Below are 18,366 nucleotides of genomic sequence, written 5' to 3' on the forward strand. Positions count from 1 at the left end.
TCCACAGTAACGGGAGGTGTTCTTGGATTATTCACTTTTAATCGTATTGTTGGCGCTTTTGTTGGTTGTATTGCTGTTTATCCGCTTCAAACAAAGCGGAACGACACATAAAAAAACAACTAAGGTTGCCAAATCATCAATACATCATAACAAATCAAATCAAAAAGATGAGGATGCTCTCACTCCTGATTGGATGGATCAGGTCAATCAATCCGTTTCTAATACTGAACAGCAAGATTGGGAATGGGGTGGTGGAGAGACCTCTGGCTCAACAGCATCAGTATCTGCCCAGGAAGTTGATCCTCTGACTGAATATCAGGTGTACAAACAGTTCGGTTATGAAAGCAAGGCTGCGGAGTCTTTAGCCGGGTATCTGAACGGATTAGGTGATGGAGCTCCCGAAAAGCTGGTTCATGAATTAATCGGGCTGAGTCTCCGTGTCGGTAATATCGATATGTTGGCTGATGCTTTGGAAAAACACGGATTGGTTTTGCCTGAAGAGAGCTTGGCTGAATACGTTAAGATCGGTTTAATGACTGAGCCGACGCACTTGCGCCTGCGGGTTTTGGCGGAGGAACGTTTGGGATGGAGCTTGCAGGAAATTGAGCGCAGAATTGGTGAACCTTCAGGAATTGAAGATTCTTCAGAATCGGATTCAACTTCTTCAGATGATGTGCAGCACACTTCTCCAACTTCTCAAGCTTCAAAACGTTCTTTAATCGTGTTGGGAAAAAAAGAATTTAATGACATCACCCCTGAGGAAATGGGTGCAGTTATTGGGTTTGTTAAGCCTGAGCATGGTGCGAAAATTTTGAAGGATAAGGTTGATTATAAAACGGCCGTACAACAATACAACCGTGCTATTCAAACCTCTTCTAAACCTGCCAGCTTAATTATTGATGCTTTGAAGTTGGACTACCAAAATGAAGAAATTGGTCAGTTTGCGCAACATTTGTGGAAGCTTTATCACTCACTCGGCCAATATGGCCGCCAAGTGAAAGAACGTATGCTCGGCTGGGGATATAGTCTAGGCTATCATGAAGTTTTTGATGATTTGGAAAAGGGACCAAATGAGAACCGCGTAAAAGAAATCGGTTTGGCCAGAGGTTATTTGCAACCTACTTCTTTGCAAATGAAGGCAAAATACCGAGATTTGGTACAAAAAGACTCGTCCGTTATCAGCATGAATTCTTCACCTGCTGATGAGGCTCTAAAAGAAGTCGAGTCGCTATTGATGTATGGTCAGTTAGATTTGGCTGTTGATACTTTGGAGCAGGCTGTACTGCAATATCCGCAAGAGTCTCAGCTATATATCATGTTGTTTGATCTTTACGAAAGAGTTGAAGACTGGGCACGTTTGGAACATTTCTTACGCATCTTGCGTGAACGCGTTGTCAGTTTGCCGGAAGAGGTTATTTTGGCTATGAGCCGTTTGCTTCAACGTGTAAATCAATATTCAAAAAAATAAAATAACATTTAGAGAGTACCATCTATGGACAATCTGTTACCTAAAATTAAAACCATACGGGTTATGCTTCGTGATATGAATGAGCAGCAGGAAGCTGTATTCCGTATGGCTTTCAAAATGCACAATACGACGAATTATCAAATTATCGGTACGGATTCTGCTGAAAAGCCGGATTTGGTTCTGGTAGATACAGATACGGCTGACGGTATTGAGACTTGGAAAACGTTAAAAACCGAATATTCCGATATTCCAGTTGCGATGTTTTGCTCACAAGAACCTTCCGTGGAAACGCCATATCTCCCTAAACCGGTCAAATTTGATACCTTGTTTCCTGTATTGAGAAGTTTGGCTCAAGGTGGCAATGTTTTTAATCCTGCTGATAGTGAGGCAGCAAAACAAAATACTCAGGGTAATGGTAGTACAGAAGGGCGAAAAGCAACAATCAAACGGTTTAATCCGAATAAAGGATTGTTGGGAGCATTGAAGTTCGCTAGTCAAGGCCATCAGGATATTGCCGTTTTACATGAGGGTAAGCCGGTATTGATAGTTTTCCCAAGTATTCAGCGTGTTTTGTTGACTGTTAATGCGCATGATTTGGAGGGGCTTTGTAAAGATGATAATCTTTCTGTGGTATGCAAAGTAGTACCTGATAATCCTCAATGGAAGGAGAAAGCCAAAGTTACCATTATGTCTTGTCTGTGGCAGATGGCGATTTGGACTGCACAAGGTCGTCTGATTTATCCGATGACCCCTCAAACTATTTTTACATTGAAACGCTGGCCCAATCTGACCAGGCTGGCTCCAGTCCCTGAATCTATGAGGTTATCTGCCTTTCTAACTAAAACATCGGTTAATCTGAATATCCTCTATAAGGTTATGCCGTTGGAGATGCCTGATATATTGAATTATCTTGCAGCTACCTCCGTAACCGGTTTCTTGGCAACGGACACTGAATACGCACACAATCAGACTAATGTTTCCGAACAAGTTGATGTAAATAGCAATGTGCCTGATAGTCAGATGGTAAAAGATGCTGAGAAGATTGCAGGACCGTCGCAAGAACAGCCACGCGGACTGCTGCAACGATTGATGCGTAAGTTATTGGGAAAACGATAAGAAGGACATGTAATGAAGGAAAATAAGATTATCTTTACCGGTCCGGTCGGAGTGGGTAAAACAACAGCTATTTCAGCTTTGTCGGATGAACCTCCTGTGCAAACGGACGCATCAGCTTCCGATATGACATTGGTGCGAAAAGGTTATACTACTGTAGCAATGGATTATGGAGTTATTCATTTGGATGAAGAGGTGAAGGTCCACCTTTATGGTACACCGGGGCAGGAACGCTTTAATTTTATGTGGGAGATTTTAAGTCAAGGTAGTATGGGTTTGGTTCTACTTTTGGATAATACCCGTACTAACCCACTAAAAGACCTGCAATTTTTCTTAGAGGCTTTCCGTGAATTATTGAAAAAAGCCCCGCTGGTTGTCGGTGTCACCAAGATGGATATTCGATCACTGCCAAGCGTTGACGTTTATCAGAAATACTTGGCTCAAAACAATTTTAATGTGCCGGTATTTGAGATTGATGCTCGAAGAGAAGATGATGTAAAACAATTGGTAAGTGCAATGTTGTTCTCAATCGACCCGGGTTTAGAGGTATAAAATAAATGGAATCGACTCTTTCTTTACAATCAAATTTATATCCTAAAGTTACACCGGCAGGGGCATATTATGCGGTGACGAGTGATACTCCCAGTGCCAGCCGCACTTTGTTATATAGTTTGCTGAAAGCAAGCCCGACAGAGGTTATCAGCAGTGAGAAAATTTTGGCATGGGCAGATACCAGTGATATCAATACCGCTTTGAATTTGCTGTACCGCCTACAACGCCTTGAGTTTTTGTATGGTGATGAAAATGCCAGTAATGAGGATATGCATCTTACTGACGAGCAATTGCCTTCTGTATTGGAGCAACTTTCAAGCTCAGGTAAGGCATTATTGGCAGACGAGAACGGATTGTATTTTGCAAATGCGAATTTCCATCACGAGGCTGCCGAAGAGTTGGGGCTTTTGGCCAGTGAAGTGACAAAGATGGACAGCAGCCATCGCCTATTAATCCGTAATAATCTGCATATTAATAATAATGCATGGGGTATTTGCGATCCTTCAGGACAAAGTGAGTTGACTTTCTTCCCCTTATATATCGGTAATACCAAGTTGATTTTGGTTATCGGCGGTATGCCTGATTTGAACAAGGAGGCATTTGTAACCTTGGTCAAAGTTTTATACCACCGCTATGGAAGCCGTTAACACACTAGATACCGATTATTATTTTAGAATGGAATATGTATGCAACAATTATTGATTTCTGTATTGAGCGATTTGAATAATACCTCTCCTGATATTACTGCTTCAGCCGTTATTTCTACTGACGGTTTGCCTATTGCAACTATGCTGCCGTCGCATTTAAATGCAGACCGTGTTGGTGCAATGTCAGCAACATTGCTGGCATTGGGTAACCGCTCCGTCCATGAGTTGGCTTGCGGTGAGCTTGATCAGGTTATGGTGAAAGGGAAGACAGGTTATATTTTGCTGAGTCAGGCAGGAGAAAACGCTGTTTTGGCTTTGATGGCAAGAGAAAGCGGTAAGCTGGGCTTGATTTTGTTGGATGCCAAGCGTGCTGCGAAGCATATTGCTGAAATTCTATAAATTCCGGTATTTATCTGTATTTTGGGAACTTACACCATTGTATTTTTAAAATAGTGTTGACGTAAGTTACTTCTTTCTCTATAATCCAAAATCTTTCCCCGATAGCTCAGTCGGTAGAGCGACGGACTGTTAATCCGCAGGTCCCTGGTTCGAGCCCAGGTCGGGGAGCCAAATATAAAAGCCTGATTATTTCAGGCTTTTGCCTTATTCACTGAGAGGTCGTCTGAAATATTTCAGACGACCTCTCAGCTTTTATGATGTTTTAAATACGACGCATCCTTATTTATAGAAAACTTTCCAATCAGGAATATACAGCCTAATCCTTGCTTACTTAAGGAAAATGGTGGTTTAAGAACGTTTAGCGTTTAATTATGATGCTTGTACTGTTTTTACCTGGTTGCTTTTTATTAGATGTGTTCATTTATTAAATACAAGAAAATGTATAGGGTATAGGATAAATGTGTAGGAGTTTTAAAGCGGTATTAAGGGATACGACCTTAAATAGTTTTTGTGTTTTTTCATCAAACGACATCTTCTATAGGGGAATTCTCACAAAGCCTCCAGCATTGTTATGTTTCCCGTCTTAATCCTGTTGCTTGGTGAACAAAAAAAGCTACTTGGAAAATTAAATGTCGGCAGACCCAAGGAAATCTTGGAAGTATTTTATGTTTGTTTTTAGCAGGCAGAGTTGATGGATGATGAAATGGAAATGAATGAAAGAATAGCGATGACATTAGATGACTGGATACGGCAGTCTCCGCTACCGCGCATAGAGGCACGTATGCTTTTGCAAAAGGCAGGAGGTTACAGCCGTGTTCAATTAATAACGCAGGGAGCAGAAGCGATTCCAGCAGATGTTTTCGTACGGCTAGAGAGTTTGGCGGAGCGTCGTCTGAATGGTGAACCAATGGCTTATATCATGGGTGGACGGGAGTTTTATGGCCGTTGGTTTGAAGTCTGCCCTGATGTTTTGATTCCTCGTCCTGAAACCGAGCATTTGGTTGAAGCGGTTATCGAACATCTCCCGAAAAACGGACGGGTTTGGGATTTGGGTACCGGTAGCGGAGCGGTTGCCGTTACGGTGGCATTGGAACGGAAGGATGCAGAAGTACGCGCATCTGATATTAGCAGGCAGGCCTTGGTTGTAGCCTGTCGAAACGCAGAAAATTTGGGCGCAGCAGTTGAGTTTGCATCAGGATCATGGTTTGATACAGATAAAACGTCGTCTGAAGACAAATATCGTTTTGACGTTATTGTTTCCAACCCTCCTTATATTGAGGCAGATGACAGCCATTTGAATCAAGGAGATTTACGTTTTGAGCCTCAAACGGCATTGACCGATTTTGCCGACGGCTTGACCTGTATTCGGGAGCTGGTACAGCGTGCGCCTGAATTTTTGAAAGAGGGTGGATGGTTGCTGTTGGAACATGGATATAACCAAGGTGGGGCAGTACGGCAGATTTTGTCGGAAAATGGTTTTACAGAGATTGAAACCCGACAGGATTTGGCCGGTTTAGACAGGCTGACTTTGGGCATCAGGCGACATATTGAATAAGGGTTTTGGTAGTTTGAATAATAAAAAACCAAACGTCAAACCCGTACACACCAATACAGCCTGGAATTTAAAAAGGTCGTCTGAAAACCTAAAAATGAGGTTTTCAGACGACCTTTTTAAAGATTACGCCTTACAAATCAAATTCAGCCACGACCGGCGCATGGTCGCTGGGACGTTCTTGCGCGCGTGCGTCCAAATCGACATAAACGTCTTTCAACACGGCAGACAGGGCGGGGCTGATGAGCTGGTGGTCGATGCGCAGTCCGAGTTTGCGTTGGAACATCGCGCCGCGATAGTCAAACCAAGTGTAAAACGCGCCTTCGGGGTGGATTTGGCGCAGGCTGTCGGTCAGGCCTAAATCCAGCAGATTTTTGAACCACTGTCTCTCGATGGATGAGCAGTGGATTTTTTCATGCCATTTTTCGGGGTCGTAGCAGTCGGCATCGGCGGGCGCGATATTGAAGTCGCCGAGCAAGACCAGTTTTTCGTGGCGGGTCATTTCGTCGCGGACAAATTCAGTCAAAGCGGCAAACCATTGTTCTTTATATTGGAATTTCGGGCTGTCGAGGGCTTCGCCGTTGACGCAATAGACATTGATGACGCGCACGCCGTCGACGGTTGCGGCGATGACGCGGCGTTGCGGGTCGTCGGGCAGAGTGGGTAGACCGACGTGTACGTCTTGCGGTTCGCTGCGGCTGATGATGGCGACGCCGTTGTAGGTTTTTTGCCCGCTCCAAACGCTGTGCCAGCCCATCATTTGCAGGGCGGCGGCGGGAAATTTGTCTTGGTCGAGCTTGAGTTCTTGCAAGACGAGGACATCGGGCTGATGGTCGGCAAGCCAGTTTTGCACCTGCGGCAGGCGCACGTTGAGGGAATTGACGTTCCAAGTGGTGATTTTCATGCGGATTCCGTGTGTGAGGGTCGTCTGAAAAGCGTTTCGGGCTTTTCGGGCAAAATAAGGACAAAACAAAAGCGGTTCATGAAAACCGCTTTGTTGGGTAAACGGGACGCTATTGTATCATCAGGGGATTGGGGCGGCTGCCGGTTTTGAAACAAAAATCCGTTTGAGAAAACAAGGCTCAACAGCCTTCAGGCGGCTTTACGGTTTTCCAAATTGCGCAGCGTATCGAGGATGGCGGCGGCTTCTTCGGATACTAGCCGGTATTCGATGATGCGGTGGTAGCGGGTGAAATCGATCAGACCTTCGGAGCGCAGGCGCGCGAGATGGTTGGAAACGGCGGTCGCAGGTTGTCCGAGCGTTTCGGATAATTCGGCGATGCTGCGTTCGCTGTCCATCAGCATGAACAAAATGGTCATGCGTTCGGGGTTGGCGATGAGTTTGAGAAGGGAAGAGAGACGTTTGGTTTCCATGATGTATGCCTTTCTATTCGTTAGCTTGATTTGAGGAGTATTACAAAAAGAATATGATTGTGATTCTTTTTATATTTCTAAGAAATTTCAAATGCTTATGTTTGTAAGTGTACCGCATTCAGGTGCAAAAGAGAGCATATGCGTTTAAATTTGCCGTAAATAATTGTTGTTTGGGCAAATCCCGAAGTATTTTAAAATGGGTAAAAGGGACGATTTTTTAGAAATGAAAAACAGGCTTAATCTATATGAAAATAAAAACAGCAGAAGTATAGAATTAGGGTTTTATAAAAAATATTTATAAAACAATTAAATATAAAAATAAAACTGTTCTTCGGTATTTGTATTGATAGTGGTTAGCTGTTTTGGAATATTAACGAAGTTTTAGGGAAAGTCTTATCGGTACGTTTTTAGTCTGTAAAAATTTTACAACAGTTACTATCAATTTTGTTATTTGATTTGAAGGTGCATCTTGATGGCAACGGCGTGCAGGCAGTCAACGAGGTATCGACTGCCTGCGTATTCGGCTATACAATCCGACCACCTTTCTTCGGTATACCTTTATGTATATTCTGATTACCTTTTTCTTCAAACTCTTCGCCGCCATGCCGCTGCGCCTGTTGCACGCATTGGCGGGCATGTTGGGCGGCGTGGTTTATTATCTGCGCCGTGAAGATCGCGAACGCGTATTTGACAATATGCGCACGGCCGGTTTGCAGTCCGATGAAGCGGCGGTCAAGGCTGTGTTTCGGGAAACGGTCAAAGGCGGGTTGGAATTGCCTGTGGCTTTTTTCAGACGACCTGAAAGCATAGAAAAATTGTTTGTAGAAGTACGCGGTTGGGAGCATGTACAGGCTGCGTTGGATGCGGGCGAAGGATTGTTGTTTATTACCCCGCACATCGGCAGCTACGACCTTGCCGGACGGTATATCAGCCAACAGCTTCCTTTCCCGCTCACGGCGATGTACAAACCGCCTAAGCTCAAAGCAATGGATGAGGTCATGCAGGCGGGGCGCGTACGCGGCAAAGGTAAAACCGCGCCGACCAGTATTCAAGGCGTTAAACAGGTCATCAAAGCCTTGCGTGCGGGCGAAGCCACCATCGTTTTGCCCGACCATGTCCCCGCGCCCGAAGAAGGCGGAGACGGTGTGTGGGCAGAGTTTTTCGGTAAACCGGCTTTTACTATGACGCTGGCAGGCAAGCTCGCGCAGGTAAAAGGGGTCAAGGCATTGTTTTTCTGCGGAGAACGCCTGCCGCAAGGACGCGGGTTTGTCCTACATATCGAACCCTTACGCGGCGAACTGAACGGCAATAAAGAACACGATGCGCGGGTAATCAATGAAAATACGGAATATTGGATACGCCGGTTCCCGACGCAATATCTGTTTATGTACAACCGCTACAAACAGCCCGCAGGTGCGCCGGAGCCTCCCGGGCATGGGTGAAAAAATGTGAAAGGTCGTCTGAAAACCTGGGGTTTGAGTTTTCAGATGACCTTTTTTAATCATTTTTGTGGACGGATTCCACGCGACGGTGCTTGTGTTGTCGGCAGACACCGTAGTGAGGGCTTTGTCCGCGAGCCACTCAAAATTTCAAACATCTGTCCGTCAATTATCTTCGTGGGTAGAACCCACGCTACGGATACCGAGTCAGCCAAAACCGATAGAAAGTTCAAATATGAAAGGTCGTCTGAAACCTACATCGGGTTTTCAGACGACCTTTTTGTGTCAATCATTTTCGTGGACAGAGTCCACGCTACGGCACTTGTGTTGCCAACAAACTTTGTAGCGTGGGCTTCGCCCACGAATCGCTAAACATTTCAGACGACCTTTCCTACACCTTCCCACATCGGCAATATCAGGCTTCACTTCTGTCCGCTTTGTTCCACCTGTCGTTTGAAGCGTGTGCCTGCGGCGTGGTAGAAGGGGCGGGGGGAGAATTGGCGGGAGACTTGTGAGGCGAAGATGCAGGCGATGAGCAGCCAGAAGAGGAGGTTTTGTCCGCCGGTCATTTCCATCACGACGACGGCGGAGGTGAGTGGCGATTGGGTGGCACCGGCGAGGAAGGCTGCCATGCAGATGAGGACGAGGACGTGGGTGCCTTGGGCGAGTCCGGTGAGGATGGCGATGTGTTCGCCCAAGACTGCGCCTATGGTGAGGGAAGGGGTGAAAATGCCGCCGGGCGCACCTGTCCAGTAGGTTAGGACGGTGGAGAACCATTTGGCGACGGCGAGTCCGGCGGGGGCTTCGTGGATGCCGCGCAGGGCTTGGGCGGCTTCGTGGTAGCCTGTGCCGTAGGTTTTGCCTTGGTAAAGCGTGCCGATGGCGGCGAGCAGGATGCCGATGAGGGCGGCGGTAATCAGGGGATGGCGGCGGATGTGTTCGCGCCATTTGACGGGGGCGAAGGCGGTGGCGCCGAGATACAGGGTGCGCCCGAACAGTCCGCCTGCGATGCCGCACGCGAGTCCGCAGCCCAATACCCAGCCGAGCATATTGTCGAGCGCGCCGCCGCTGAAGCCTGAAAAATAGGGGTTGTTGCCTTGGATGGCGACTTGGATGAAACCGGCGGCGAGGACGCCGAGTAGGATTTGCCGCTCCCAACGCAGCATGACTTCGCGCCCGAGTTCTTCGATGGCGAAAATCACACCTGCCAGCGGGGCGTTGAACGCGGCGGCCAGCCCGCCTGCCGCGCCTGCGGCGATGAGGTCGTTTTCCTGCATGCCGCGAAAGGCGAAGCCGTGTTTTTTGCACCATGCGCCCCACGCGCTCATGACTGCCGCGCCGACTTGGACGGACGGTCCTTCACGCCCGACGGACGCACCTGCGCACATGGCGAGGAAGGTCAGTGGGATTTTGAGGAGGGTTTCGCGGAGGCGGATCAGGCGGGTTTTGTTGGCGCCGTAGGGCAGGGCGAGGCTGGCGAGCACTTGCGGGATGCCGCTGCCGGAGGTGTAGGGGGCGAAACGGCGGGTGATCCAGACGATGAGCGGCAGCCCGAAGGGCAGGGCGACCCAGGCAAACCAAGGATATTTTTGCACCAGCTCCGCGTTCGTTTCCAACGCGAAATCCGCCATCCAAGCAAACAGGAGGGCAGTCAGCGCAACCAGTGCCGAACCTGCCAGCAGGAACAGAAAAGCAATGCTTTTACGCGAAATACGGCGGGTTTGGCGGATTTTGTGCGTGATGTGGTAGGCGGGCGGTTTGGTCGGCATGGTATGCGGAAGTGTGGAAAAGGTCGTCTGAAAAGGGTTATTGCGGAAGGCGGTTCGCAAATAAGGTAAAAATAGCCCGTAAAGAAGGGCGGCAAGCGGGTTGAAAAACAGTATGGGTTTTCGCAGATAAAGCCCGCGTTACGGTTTGCGCTTGGTCTAAAGGTCGTCTGAAACGGTTTTCAGACGACCTTTTTTCGTGCTGCCTTAACCTGTATTGCGCAAACCTTGTGCTACGCCGTTGATGGTCAGGTGCACCATCAGGAGGGTGTGCGGGTCGTGCGGGTCTTTGCGCAGGCGTTTGAGCATGGCGACTTGCAGGCCGTTGAGTGCATTCAGGTACGGAATCCGCAGGGCGAGCGAACGGGCGAGGCTGCGGTTGTCGCGCAAGAGTTCGTCGGTTTGCAAAAGGTCGAGCAGGGCTTTGCGGCTGCGTTGGTATTCTTCCTTAATCATGCCGAAGATGACGGCGGCTTTTTCGGGAGATTCGCTCAAGCCGGCGTAGTTTTCGGCGAGGGTGATGTCGGTTTTCGCCATGACTTGTTCCATATTGGAGAGCATGGCTTGGAAGAAGGGGTTGTGCTGCGCATGTTCCCGCAGGGCGGCGAGGGTTTCGGGTTTGCCTTCGCACAGGCTTTCCACTGCGCTGCCGAAGCCGTACCACGCGGGCAGCATGAGGCGGTTTTGCATCCATGAGAACACCCACGGTATCGCGCGCAAATCCTGTATCCGCGCCAAAGTTTTGCGGCTGGCGGGGCGGCTGCCGAGGTTGAGGGTGGCGATTTCCTGTATGGGGCTGGTTTGCAGGAAATAGTCGATGAAGTCTGGGTGGGTAATCAGCTCGCGGTAGTATTTGAACGATACGTCCGACAATGCCTGCATGAGCGCGGGTTCGGGGTCTTTTTGATCGGGCAGCAGGCTGGCTTCGAGCGTCGCGGCGACGAGGGTTTCGAGGTTGCGCACGGCGTTGCCGGGGTCGGCGTATTTGGCGGTGATGACTTCGCCTTGCTCGGTGATGCGGATTTGTCCGGCCACGCTGCCCGCCGGTTGGGCGAGAATGGCTTGGTAAGACGGGCCGCCGCCGCGTCCGACGCTGCCGCCGCGGCCGTGGAAGAGGCGCATACGGACATCGTATTTTTTGAAGAGTTCGACCAAACCCAATTCCGCCTGATAGAGGCACCAAGAGCTGGTCACGTAGCCGCCGTCTTTGTTGGAATCGGAATAGCCGAGCATGATTTCCTGAATGTTGTCGCGGCTTTGCAGCAGGTCGCGGTACCATTCGTTGCTGAACATGGTTTCCATGACGGGGCAGGCGTTTTCGAGGGCTTCGATGGTTTCGAAGAGGGGGACGATGTTGATGCGGCTTTGCGGTTTGCCGTTTTCGACCGTCAACAGGCCGCTTTCTTTAAGCAGCAGCGCGAGGGCGAGCAGGTCGCTGGGCTGTTCGCAGTTGGAGATGATGCTTTGGGTAACGGCGTTCTCGCCGAATTCGTCTTTGATGTTGCGCGCTTCGTTGAAAATCGCCATTTCGCGGCGGGTGTGTTCGCTGTAAGTGATGAACGGGCTGGACAGCGGCCGCTGGTGTTTCAGCTCGCGCAGCAGGACGGTTTGTTTTTCCGTTTCGGAAAGGCTGCCGTAGTCTTCCAAACCGGCGTGTTTGAAGAGTTCGGCGACGACATCGGCGTGTTTTTCCGCGTGTTGGCGCAAGTCGAGCGGCATCATGTGGAAGCCGAACACGGACACGGAGCGGATCAGGTCGGCGAGTCTACCTTCGCCCAAAAGCGCGCTGCCGTTGTCGCGCAGGGAGCGTTGCAGCTTGTGGAGGTCGTCTGAAAATTCTTGCGCGGAGGCGTAAGGCATCATAAAGCCGAATTTGCAGCCCATACCCAAGCCGAGCGAGCGGGCTTTGCCCATGACGCGCGCCATGATGTAGGCGATGGCGCGGCGGTACGGCTCTTCGGTGCGGGCGATTTCTTCGTCGGGCGATTCGTCGGACAACGCCATCACGTCGTTGTTGACTTTGACGCGGCGGACGGAAAGCGGCAGCTCGCGGTAGAGTTTGTCGAGTTCGCCGCGGTAAAAGCGGAACACCGCGTCGGCATGGCGGCGGAAAGCGAAACGCAGGGTCTCGGCGGAGACAAACGGATTGCCGTCGCGGTCGCCGCCTATCCAGCCGCCGATTTTTAAGATGTCGGGCACATCCACATCAGGATAGGTCGTCTGAAACTCGCGTTCCATGCTGCGGTAGAGTTTGGGTAGCGCCTCGAAGAAACTCATCGGGAAGATGGATACGCCGTTGTTGATTTCGTCGTTGACGCTGAGTTTGTGGTGGCGCGTTTCGCTGGTTTGCCACAAGCCCAACAAGATAGTGTCGATTTCGCGGCGTAATTCCGCCTGCGCGTCGGGATGGGTGCAGCGTTCGCGGCGGGGCAGGAGGGCGCGGATGCGGCGGTTGAAATTCAACACGGTTTGGCGTTGCACTTCGGTCGGGTGCGCGGTCAGAACGGCGGTAACATTGGTCGTATTTAATTGTTTTTGAATCGCCTTGCCACCGATTTTCGCCGCTTTGAGTTTGCGTACCGTTTCCGCCAAGCTGCCTTCCGCACCGCCGTGTCCCGCCTCTTCGTGGATTTGGCGGCGGCGTTCGTGGTGTACGTCTTCGGCGATGTTCAGAATCTGCGCAAACAGGCCGCAGGCAAGCGTCAGGTCGTGGGTTTGCTGTTCGTCCAGTTGCGGCAAAACCTTCTCAATCAAAGCCGCGCTGTCGTCCGAAGTGGACAACAGTTTGACCGTTTCCACTACCAACGGCGAAGCTTCTTCGTGCAGAAGTTTGTATAAAGACTGTTTCAAAAATTCCGCGTCCGCCGCCAGAGCCGCGTCCTTTGGATTGTTCAGGATATGCAGTTGCATGATTTTCTCTCTTTATTTATCTCAAAAACAAACGTAAAACATTGTATAGCAGGTCGTCTGAAACCGCCATCGGAAAAGGTGTTGCAAAACACCGAAACTTGATGTAACCCGCGTCCGCACAAGTCAAGCCGTTAATTCCTTAACAAAGCCATCCGTGCATTTCAGTCCGATTATTCTGCCGTTCGTATCCGCAGCATAGTCCGAAGTGTAGAAATCCCGTAAAATACTGCGCCATAAAACCTTCTTTTCACGCAGGCACAGTATGTTCAACTTCAATTCCGTACGCGAAAACGACAAACGCCAACCCACCGTCCGCACCGCCGTGGCAAGCGGCTCCATCAACATGAGTACCTCCGCCATCAAAGTTTTGGCGGAAAACGCCACCCAAAATGCAGGCATCCTCAACGTCGCCCGTATCGCCGCCGTCCAAGGCATCAAGCAGGTCGGACTGCTTGTCCCGCTTTACCAGCCCCTCCCGCTGCAACACGTCCGCGTCGATTTCGATGTCGATGTCGAACTCGCCTACGTCAAAGCCACCGTAACCGTTTCCTCGGAAGTCGGCAAAAGCATCACGACCGAAGCCGTCACCGGTGTCAACATCGCCCTCATATCCATTTACGACATGATGAAAGAAGTCGACCAGTCCATGATGATGACCCGCATCCACCTCGAATCCGAAAGCGGCGGCGAACGCGGCCCGTTCGTATTCGACGATGCCTACGAAAACATCGAATTCTGATTGAACAAACAAAGGTCGTCTGAAAACCCGGTTTGAGGTTTCAGACGACCTTGTTTTTCAGCAAAGCTTTATGATGAAACGCTTTCGGACAGGGAGCTGTTTTTGTTTGATACGGTTTTTTGTTGGTGCTGTCTTATGATGAGGTAGGTTTTATCAGAAATTGTTCATGTTTTAAAATTCGATTATACTTATAAAGTATTAGTTTTTTAGTTATTTTGTATAGTATTGCAACAAATTCAAATAGGGAATACCTATGTCGTCATTCCCGCGCGGGCAGGCGTTTTTCTTTTTTAACCCACGATAAAACAACAGAGAGAATTTATGGACACATCCCAACCTGCGCCCCGTTCCGACCAACAAGCCAACCGCCGCTATCTGACCGTGTGGCGGTGGCATTTTTATTTCGGGTTATTGGTCGCACCCTTCCTGACCCTGCTTGCCATCACAGGTCTGGGCATGCTTCTATTCGCCAACATTACCGGCAAAGAGGGCGAGCGCATACACGTTACCCCGCAGGCGCAGGTGCAGCCTTTGTCGGCGCAGGCGGAAGCGGCGCGACAGTCTGTGAACCCCGAAACCGCTTCGGTGGTGCAATATATCGCGCCGCGCGCCGACGATATGGTTGCCGTATTCCGCGTGAACAACGACGACAAAGCGACCATGGTCGCCGTCGATCCTTATACGGCGAAAGTCGTCAATTCTATGCCGCGCAATGAGGGCTGGTATCACACGATGGACGGAATCCACGGCGATATGATGCTCGGCACGACGGGCGATTATCTGATAGAAACCGCCGCGTCGCTGACCATCCTGATGATGATTACGGGGATTTATTTGTGGTGGGCGAAACAGCGCAGCCTGAAATCCATGCTTGTGCCGCAAACGGGCAAAGGACGCTCGTGGTGGCGTAGCATGCACGGTGCATTCGGTACTTGGGTTTCTTTGATTTTATTGTTGTTCTGCCTGTCGGGTGTTGCTTGGGCGGGCATTTGGGGCGGTAAGTTCGTTCAGTCTTGGAGCCAGTTCCCCGCCGGCAAATGGGGGGTCGAACCGAACCCCGTATCCGTCGTGCCGACCCACGGCGATGTGTTGAACGACGGCAAAACCAAAGAAGTACCGTGGATTCTGGAACTCACGCCCATGCCTGTTTCCGGTACGACGAAGGGCGAAAACGGCATCAATCCGAGCGAACCGATGACTTTGGAAACGGTTGACCGCTTCGCCCGCGAAATCGGTTTCAAAGGCCGCTACCAGCTCAACCTGCCGAAAGGCGAAACGGGCGTGTGGACACTGTCGCAGGATTCGATGAGCTACGACATGGTCAGCCCGACCGCCGACCGCACGGTGCACATCGACCAATACAGCGGCAAAATCTTGGCCGACATCCGTTTCGACGATTACAACTTCTTCGGCAAATTCATGGCGGCGAGCATCGCGCTGCACATGGGGACGCTGGGCTGGTGGAGCGTGTTGGCGAACGTCTTGTTCTGCCTGGCGGTTATTTTTATCTGCGTCAGCGGCTGCGTGATGTGGTGGAAACGCCGCCCGTCCAAAGCGGGTGGACTGGTACCTCCGGCGCAGAAAATCGAGCTGCCGGTATGGTGGGCAATGGCTGTGCCGCTTTTGATCGTGGCGGTATTGTTCCCGACCGCCATCGCCGCCATCGTCGTGATTTGGCTCTTGGATACGGTGTTGCTGTCGCGGATTCCGGTGCTGTCGAGGTGGTTCAAATAATGGTTTGAGCCGTTTCCCGCAAACCGATGCGCAGCGTGGGCATCGCCCGCGAATAGGATGGGTTTGAAGGTCGTCTGAAAATCCGATTTTGGTTTTCAGACGACCTTTCCTTATTTTTACCCCGCGGTTTTCCTTTTCCGCCCGCTTCGGTATCATACCGCCTGTCTGTTTATCCCCAACGGAATCCCGATTATGTCTGACTGGTCCCTCCCCGATTTCGAACGCAAAATCTGCCCGCCCGAAGAATTGGCGCAACGTCTGCACACGCTTCCCCGCCCGCTGGTGTTTACCAACGGCTGTTTCGATATTCTGCACAGGGGGCATGTTACCTATCTGGCGCAGGCTCGGTCGGCGGGGGCGGCGTTGGTGCTGGCTTTGAACACGGATGCGTCCGTTCGCCGTTTGGGCAAGGGGGACGACCGTCCCGTCAACCCGCTGGAAAACCGCGCGGCGGTGGCGGCGGCATTGGCAAGCGTGGATTTGGTCACTTGGTTTGACGAAGACACGCCCGCCGAGTTGATCGAGCAAATCAAACCCGACATCCTGATTAAAGGCGGCGACTGGCCGGTCGAAAAAATCGTCGGCGCGCAAGAAACGCTGGCGCGCGGCGGCAAAGTGTTTTCCATTCCGTTCCTGCACCAGACTTCCACCACGAAAACGCTGGAAAAAATCCGCGCAGCCGAGGGCGGCAAATGACCGCGCTGAAACTGCCGCACAGTCGGGTTTTGGCGGAACTTGCCGACGGTCTGCCGCAACACGTTTCCCATCTCGCGCGTATCGCGGGCGTGAAGCCGCACCAGCTCAACGGCTTTTGGCAACAGATGCCCGCGCACATCCGCGGACTGCTGCGCCAACACGACGGGCAATGGCGGCTCGTGCGCCCGCTTGCTTTGTTTGACGACGAAGCGTTGCAGCGTTTGGGCGCGGAACGCGGTTTTCAGACGACCTTAAAACATGAATGCACGTCCAGCAACGACGAAATCCTGAATCTGGCGCGCACTTCGCCCGAACAAGCCCATAAATCGCTCTGCGTCGCGCATCTGCAAACCAAAGGCCGCGGGCGACAGGGACGCAAGTGGACACACCGGCTGGGCGAATGCCTGATGTTCAGCTTCGGCTGGGTATTCGACAAACCGCAGCACGAACTCGGCTCGCTCGCCCCCACCGTCGCGCTCGCCTGCCGCCGCGCCTTGGCAGCATCGGGTTTGGACATACAAATCAAGTGGCCGAACGATTTGGTCGCCGGCAGGGACAAACTCGGCGGCATCCTGATCGAAACCGTCCGCAACGAGGGCAAAACCGCCGCCGTCATCGGCATAGGCATCAATTTCGTCCTGCCCAAAGAAGTTGAAAACGCCGCCTCCGTCCAAGCCCTTTTCCACAACGCGCAGCTTGCCCGCGGCACCGCCTCCGTACACTGCATTCCCGCTTCAACGCTGTTGGACAAATTATTGGGCGAACTCAATGCCGTGCTGACGCAATACGCGCAAGACGGGTTCACCCCCTTCCTCGAAGAATACCAAACCGCCCACCGCGACCACGGCAGACCCGTCCTGCTCCTGCGCGACGGGCAAACCGTAAACGAAGGCACCGTACTCAATGTCGATGCGCAAGGCGCGTTGCACCTGATAACAGCCGCAGGCGAACAAACCGTCGTCAGCGGCGAAATCAGCCTGCGCCCCGACGACACGCCCCGCGCCGCCGCGCCGCGCCCGCCCGAACGCCTCCTCCTGCTCGACGGCGGCAACAGCCAGCTCAAATGGGCATGGGTGGAAAACGGCGTGTTCAACGAAGTCACCCGCGCGCCGTACCGCGATTTGAGCAAACTTGGCGAAGAATGGGCAGCGCGTTCAGACGACCGCACCCGTATCGTCGGTTGCGCCGTGTGCGGCGACCTCAAAAAAGCCCTGGTCGAAGCCCACCTGACCGCGCCCGTCCGCTGGCTGCCCTCCATGCCGCAGGCGCTCGGCATCCGCAACCACTACCGCAACCCCGCCGAACACGGCTCTGACCGCTGGTTCAACGCCTTGGGCAGCCGCCGTTTCAGCCAAAATGCCTGCGTCGTCGTCAGCTGCGGCACCGCCGTAACCACCGACGCACTCACCGAAGACAACCATTACCTCGGCGGCACCATCATGCCCGGCTTCCACCTTATGAAAGAAGCACTTGCCGCCAAAACCGCCAACCTCGACCGCCCAGCCGGAAAAGTGTACCCCTTCCCCACTACCACGCCCAACGCCATCACCAGCGGCATGATGGATGCCGTTTGCGGAGCCGTCATCATGATGCACGGGCGGCTGCAACAAAAAACGGGCGAAGACAAACCCGTCGACGTCATCATCACCGGCGGCGGCGCAAGCAAAGTCGTCAATGCCCTACCCAAGCAGTTTGTTTTGGACAATACAGTAAAAATTGTAGATAATCTCGTCATTTACGGCTTATTGAACTGGGTCGCGCAAGATCAGGAACAACCTGATAAATTGCCCGAATAAGCAGCAATGCCGTAGCGCAGAATCAAAAAGGTCGTCTGAAACGCAACACCGCTTTTCAGACGACCTTCAGACGCAGCAAACTTCAGCCGGTTGGCTTTGATGCCGATCCGCCACAACCAATAACAACACAAAACCGCCCGCACACCGCAACGGCAACCGAACACAAAAAAGGAAAACAACT

The 18,366-nt window shown here is 51.5% G+C and carries 16 protein-coding genes and 1 tRNA gene; 12 read left to right on the forward strand and 5 right to left on the reverse strand.

Annotated elements, in window-relative coordinates:
* Nucleotides 1–16: 16 nt before the first annotated feature.
* The 7 genes from HMPREF2954_RS10030 to prmC all read left to right on the forward strand — a co-directional run bounded on the left by HMPREF2954_RS10030 (nucleotide 17) and on the right by prmC (nucleotide 5,734).
* Nucleotides 17–1,468, forward strand: a complete 1,452-nt coding sequence (locus tag HMPREF2954_RS10030) for a tetratricopeptide repeat protein (protein ID WP_039404568.1) — start codon at nucleotides 17–19, stop codon at nucleotides 1,466–1,468.
* Between the two features lie 24 nt (nucleotides 1,469–1,492).
* Nucleotides 1,493–2,584 carry a DNA-binding transcriptional response regulator gene (locus tag HMPREF2954_RS10035; RefSeq protein WP_039404565.1) on the forward strand — a complete coding sequence of 364 codons (1,092 nt, stop codon included), beginning with the start codon at nucleotides 1,493–1,495 and terminating at the stop codon, nucleotides 2,582–2,584.
* A 12-nt stretch (nucleotides 2,585–2,596) separates the two neighbouring features.
* Nucleotides 2,597–3,133 (forward strand): GTP-binding protein, encoded by a 537-nt coding sequence (locus HMPREF2954_RS10040; RefSeq protein WP_003743737.1) that lies wholly within the window; start codon nucleotides 2,597–2,599, stop codon nucleotides 3,131–3,133.
* Nucleotides 3,134–3,138: 5 nt separating this feature from the next.
* The gene (locus tag HMPREF2954_RS10045; RefSeq protein ID WP_039404562.1) at nucleotides 3,139–3,780 is read left to right on the forward strand and encodes a hypothetical protein; all 642 of its coding nucleotides are present in this window, start codon (nucleotides 3,139–3,141) and stop codon (nucleotides 3,778–3,780) included.
* Between the two features lie 39 nt (nucleotides 3,781–3,819).
* Nucleotides 3,820–4,179, forward strand: coding sequence for a roadblock/LC7 domain-containing protein (locus tag HMPREF2954_RS10050; protein WP_003743735.1), 360 nt, complete (start codon nucleotides 3,820–3,822; stop codon nucleotides 4,177–4,179).
* 95 nt (nucleotides 4,180–4,274) lie between these two features.
* A tRNA-Asn gene (locus tag HMPREF2954_RS10055) sits at nucleotides 4,275–4,350 on the forward strand.
* Nucleotides 4,351–4,870: 520 nt separating this feature from the next.
* Nucleotides 4,871–5,734 carry a peptide chain release factor N(5)-glutamine methyltransferase gene (gene prmC, locus HMPREF2954_RS10060; protein ID WP_082054509.1) on the forward strand — a complete coding sequence of 288 codons (864 nt, stop codon included), beginning with the start codon at nucleotides 4,871–4,873 and terminating at the stop codon, nucleotides 5,732–5,734.
* Nucleotides 5,735–5,864: 130 nt separating this feature from the next.
* Here the strand turns inward: prmC and xth are convergent, their stop codons facing one another.
* On the reverse strand, nucleotides 5,865–6,635 hold the full coding sequence (gene xth / locus HMPREF2954_RS10065; RefSeq protein ID WP_070689118.1) for an exodeoxyribonuclease III: 771 nt from the start codon (nucleotides 6,633–6,635) through the stop codon (nucleotides 5,865–5,867).
* A 188-nt stretch (nucleotides 6,636–6,823) separates the two neighbouring features.
* Nucleotides 6,824–7,105: an ArsR/SmtB family transcription factor gene (locus tag HMPREF2954_RS10070; protein WP_045073107.1), complete on the reverse strand. Its 282-nt coding sequence runs from the start codon at nucleotides 7,103–7,105 to the stop codon at nucleotides 6,824–6,826.
* Between the two features lie 518 nt (nucleotides 7,106–7,623).
* Between HMPREF2954_RS10070 and HMPREF2954_RS10075 the strand changes: the two genes are divergently transcribed.
* The gene (locus HMPREF2954_RS10075) at nucleotides 7,624–8,547 is read left to right on the forward strand and encodes a lysophospholipid acyltransferase family protein (RefSeq protein WP_321178099.1); all 924 of its coding nucleotides are present in this window, start codon (nucleotides 7,624–7,626) and stop codon (nucleotides 8,545–8,547) included.
* Between the two features lie 419 nt (nucleotides 8,548–8,966).
* Here the strand turns inward: HMPREF2954_RS10075 and HMPREF2954_RS10080 are convergent, their stop codons facing one another.
* On the reverse strand, nucleotides 8,967–10,313 hold the full coding sequence (locus HMPREF2954_RS10080) for a chloride channel protein (protein WP_045073111.1): 1,347 nt from the start codon (nucleotides 10,311–10,313) through the stop codon (nucleotides 8,967–8,969).
* Between the two features lie 204 nt (nucleotides 10,314–10,517).
* Nucleotides 10,518–13,220, reverse strand: a complete 2,703-nt coding sequence (ppc, locus tag HMPREF2954_RS10085; RefSeq protein WP_045073113.1) for a phosphoenolpyruvate carboxylase — start codon at nucleotides 13,218–13,220, stop codon at nucleotides 10,518–10,520.
* Nucleotides 13,221–13,482: 262 nt separating this feature from the next.
* On the opposite strand from ppc, the gene HMPREF2954_RS10090 reads away from it, so the two are divergent.
* From HMPREF2954_RS10090 to HMPREF2954_RS10105, 4 genes are all read left to right on the forward strand, one after another.
* The gene (locus HMPREF2954_RS10090; RefSeq protein WP_003760475.1) at nucleotides 13,483–13,959 is read left to right on the forward strand and encodes a cyclic pyranopterin monophosphate synthase MoaC; all 477 of its coding nucleotides are present in this window, start codon (nucleotides 13,483–13,485) and stop codon (nucleotides 13,957–13,959) included.
* A gap of 321 nt (nucleotides 13,960–14,280) precedes the next feature.
* Nucleotides 14,281–15,693: a PepSY-associated TM helix domain-containing protein gene (locus tag HMPREF2954_RS10095; protein WP_045073115.1), complete on the forward strand. Its 1,413-nt coding sequence runs from the start codon at nucleotides 14,281–14,283 to the stop codon at nucleotides 15,691–15,693.
* A gap of 192 nt (nucleotides 15,694–15,885) precedes the next feature.
* Nucleotides 15,886–16,389 carry a D-glycero-beta-D-manno-heptose 1-phosphate adenylyltransferase gene (gene rfaE2, locus HMPREF2954_RS10100; RefSeq protein WP_003756495.1) on the forward strand — a complete coding sequence of 168 codons (504 nt, stop codon included), beginning with the start codon at nucleotides 15,886–15,888 and terminating at the stop codon, nucleotides 16,387–16,389.
* Entirely contained in the window at nucleotides 16,386–18,185 is a 1,800-nt protein-coding gene (locus HMPREF2954_RS10105; protein WP_045073118.1) for a bifunctional biotin--[acetyl-CoA-carboxylase] ligase/type III pantothenate kinase, read from the forward strand. The genes rfaE2 and HMPREF2954_RS10105 overlap by 4 nt, the downstream gene beginning before the upstream one ends.
* Here HMPREF2954_RS10105 and HMPREF2954_RS12540 read toward each other — a convergent pair.
* Nucleotides 18,155–18,364: a hypothetical protein gene (locus tag HMPREF2954_RS12540; protein ID WP_141755667.1), complete on the reverse strand. Its 210-nt coding sequence runs from the start codon at nucleotides 18,362–18,364 to the stop codon at nucleotides 18,155–18,157. The two genes, HMPREF2954_RS10105 and HMPREF2954_RS12540, sit on opposite strands and share 31 nt — an antisense overlap.
* Nucleotides 18,365–18,366: the final 2 nt, after the last annotated feature.

Source organism: Neisseria sp. HMSC067H09 (assembly GCF_001814135.1).
In the GTDB taxonomy this organism is placed as follows: domain Bacteria; phylum Pseudomonadota; class Gammaproteobacteria; order Burkholderiales; family Neisseriaceae; genus Neisseria.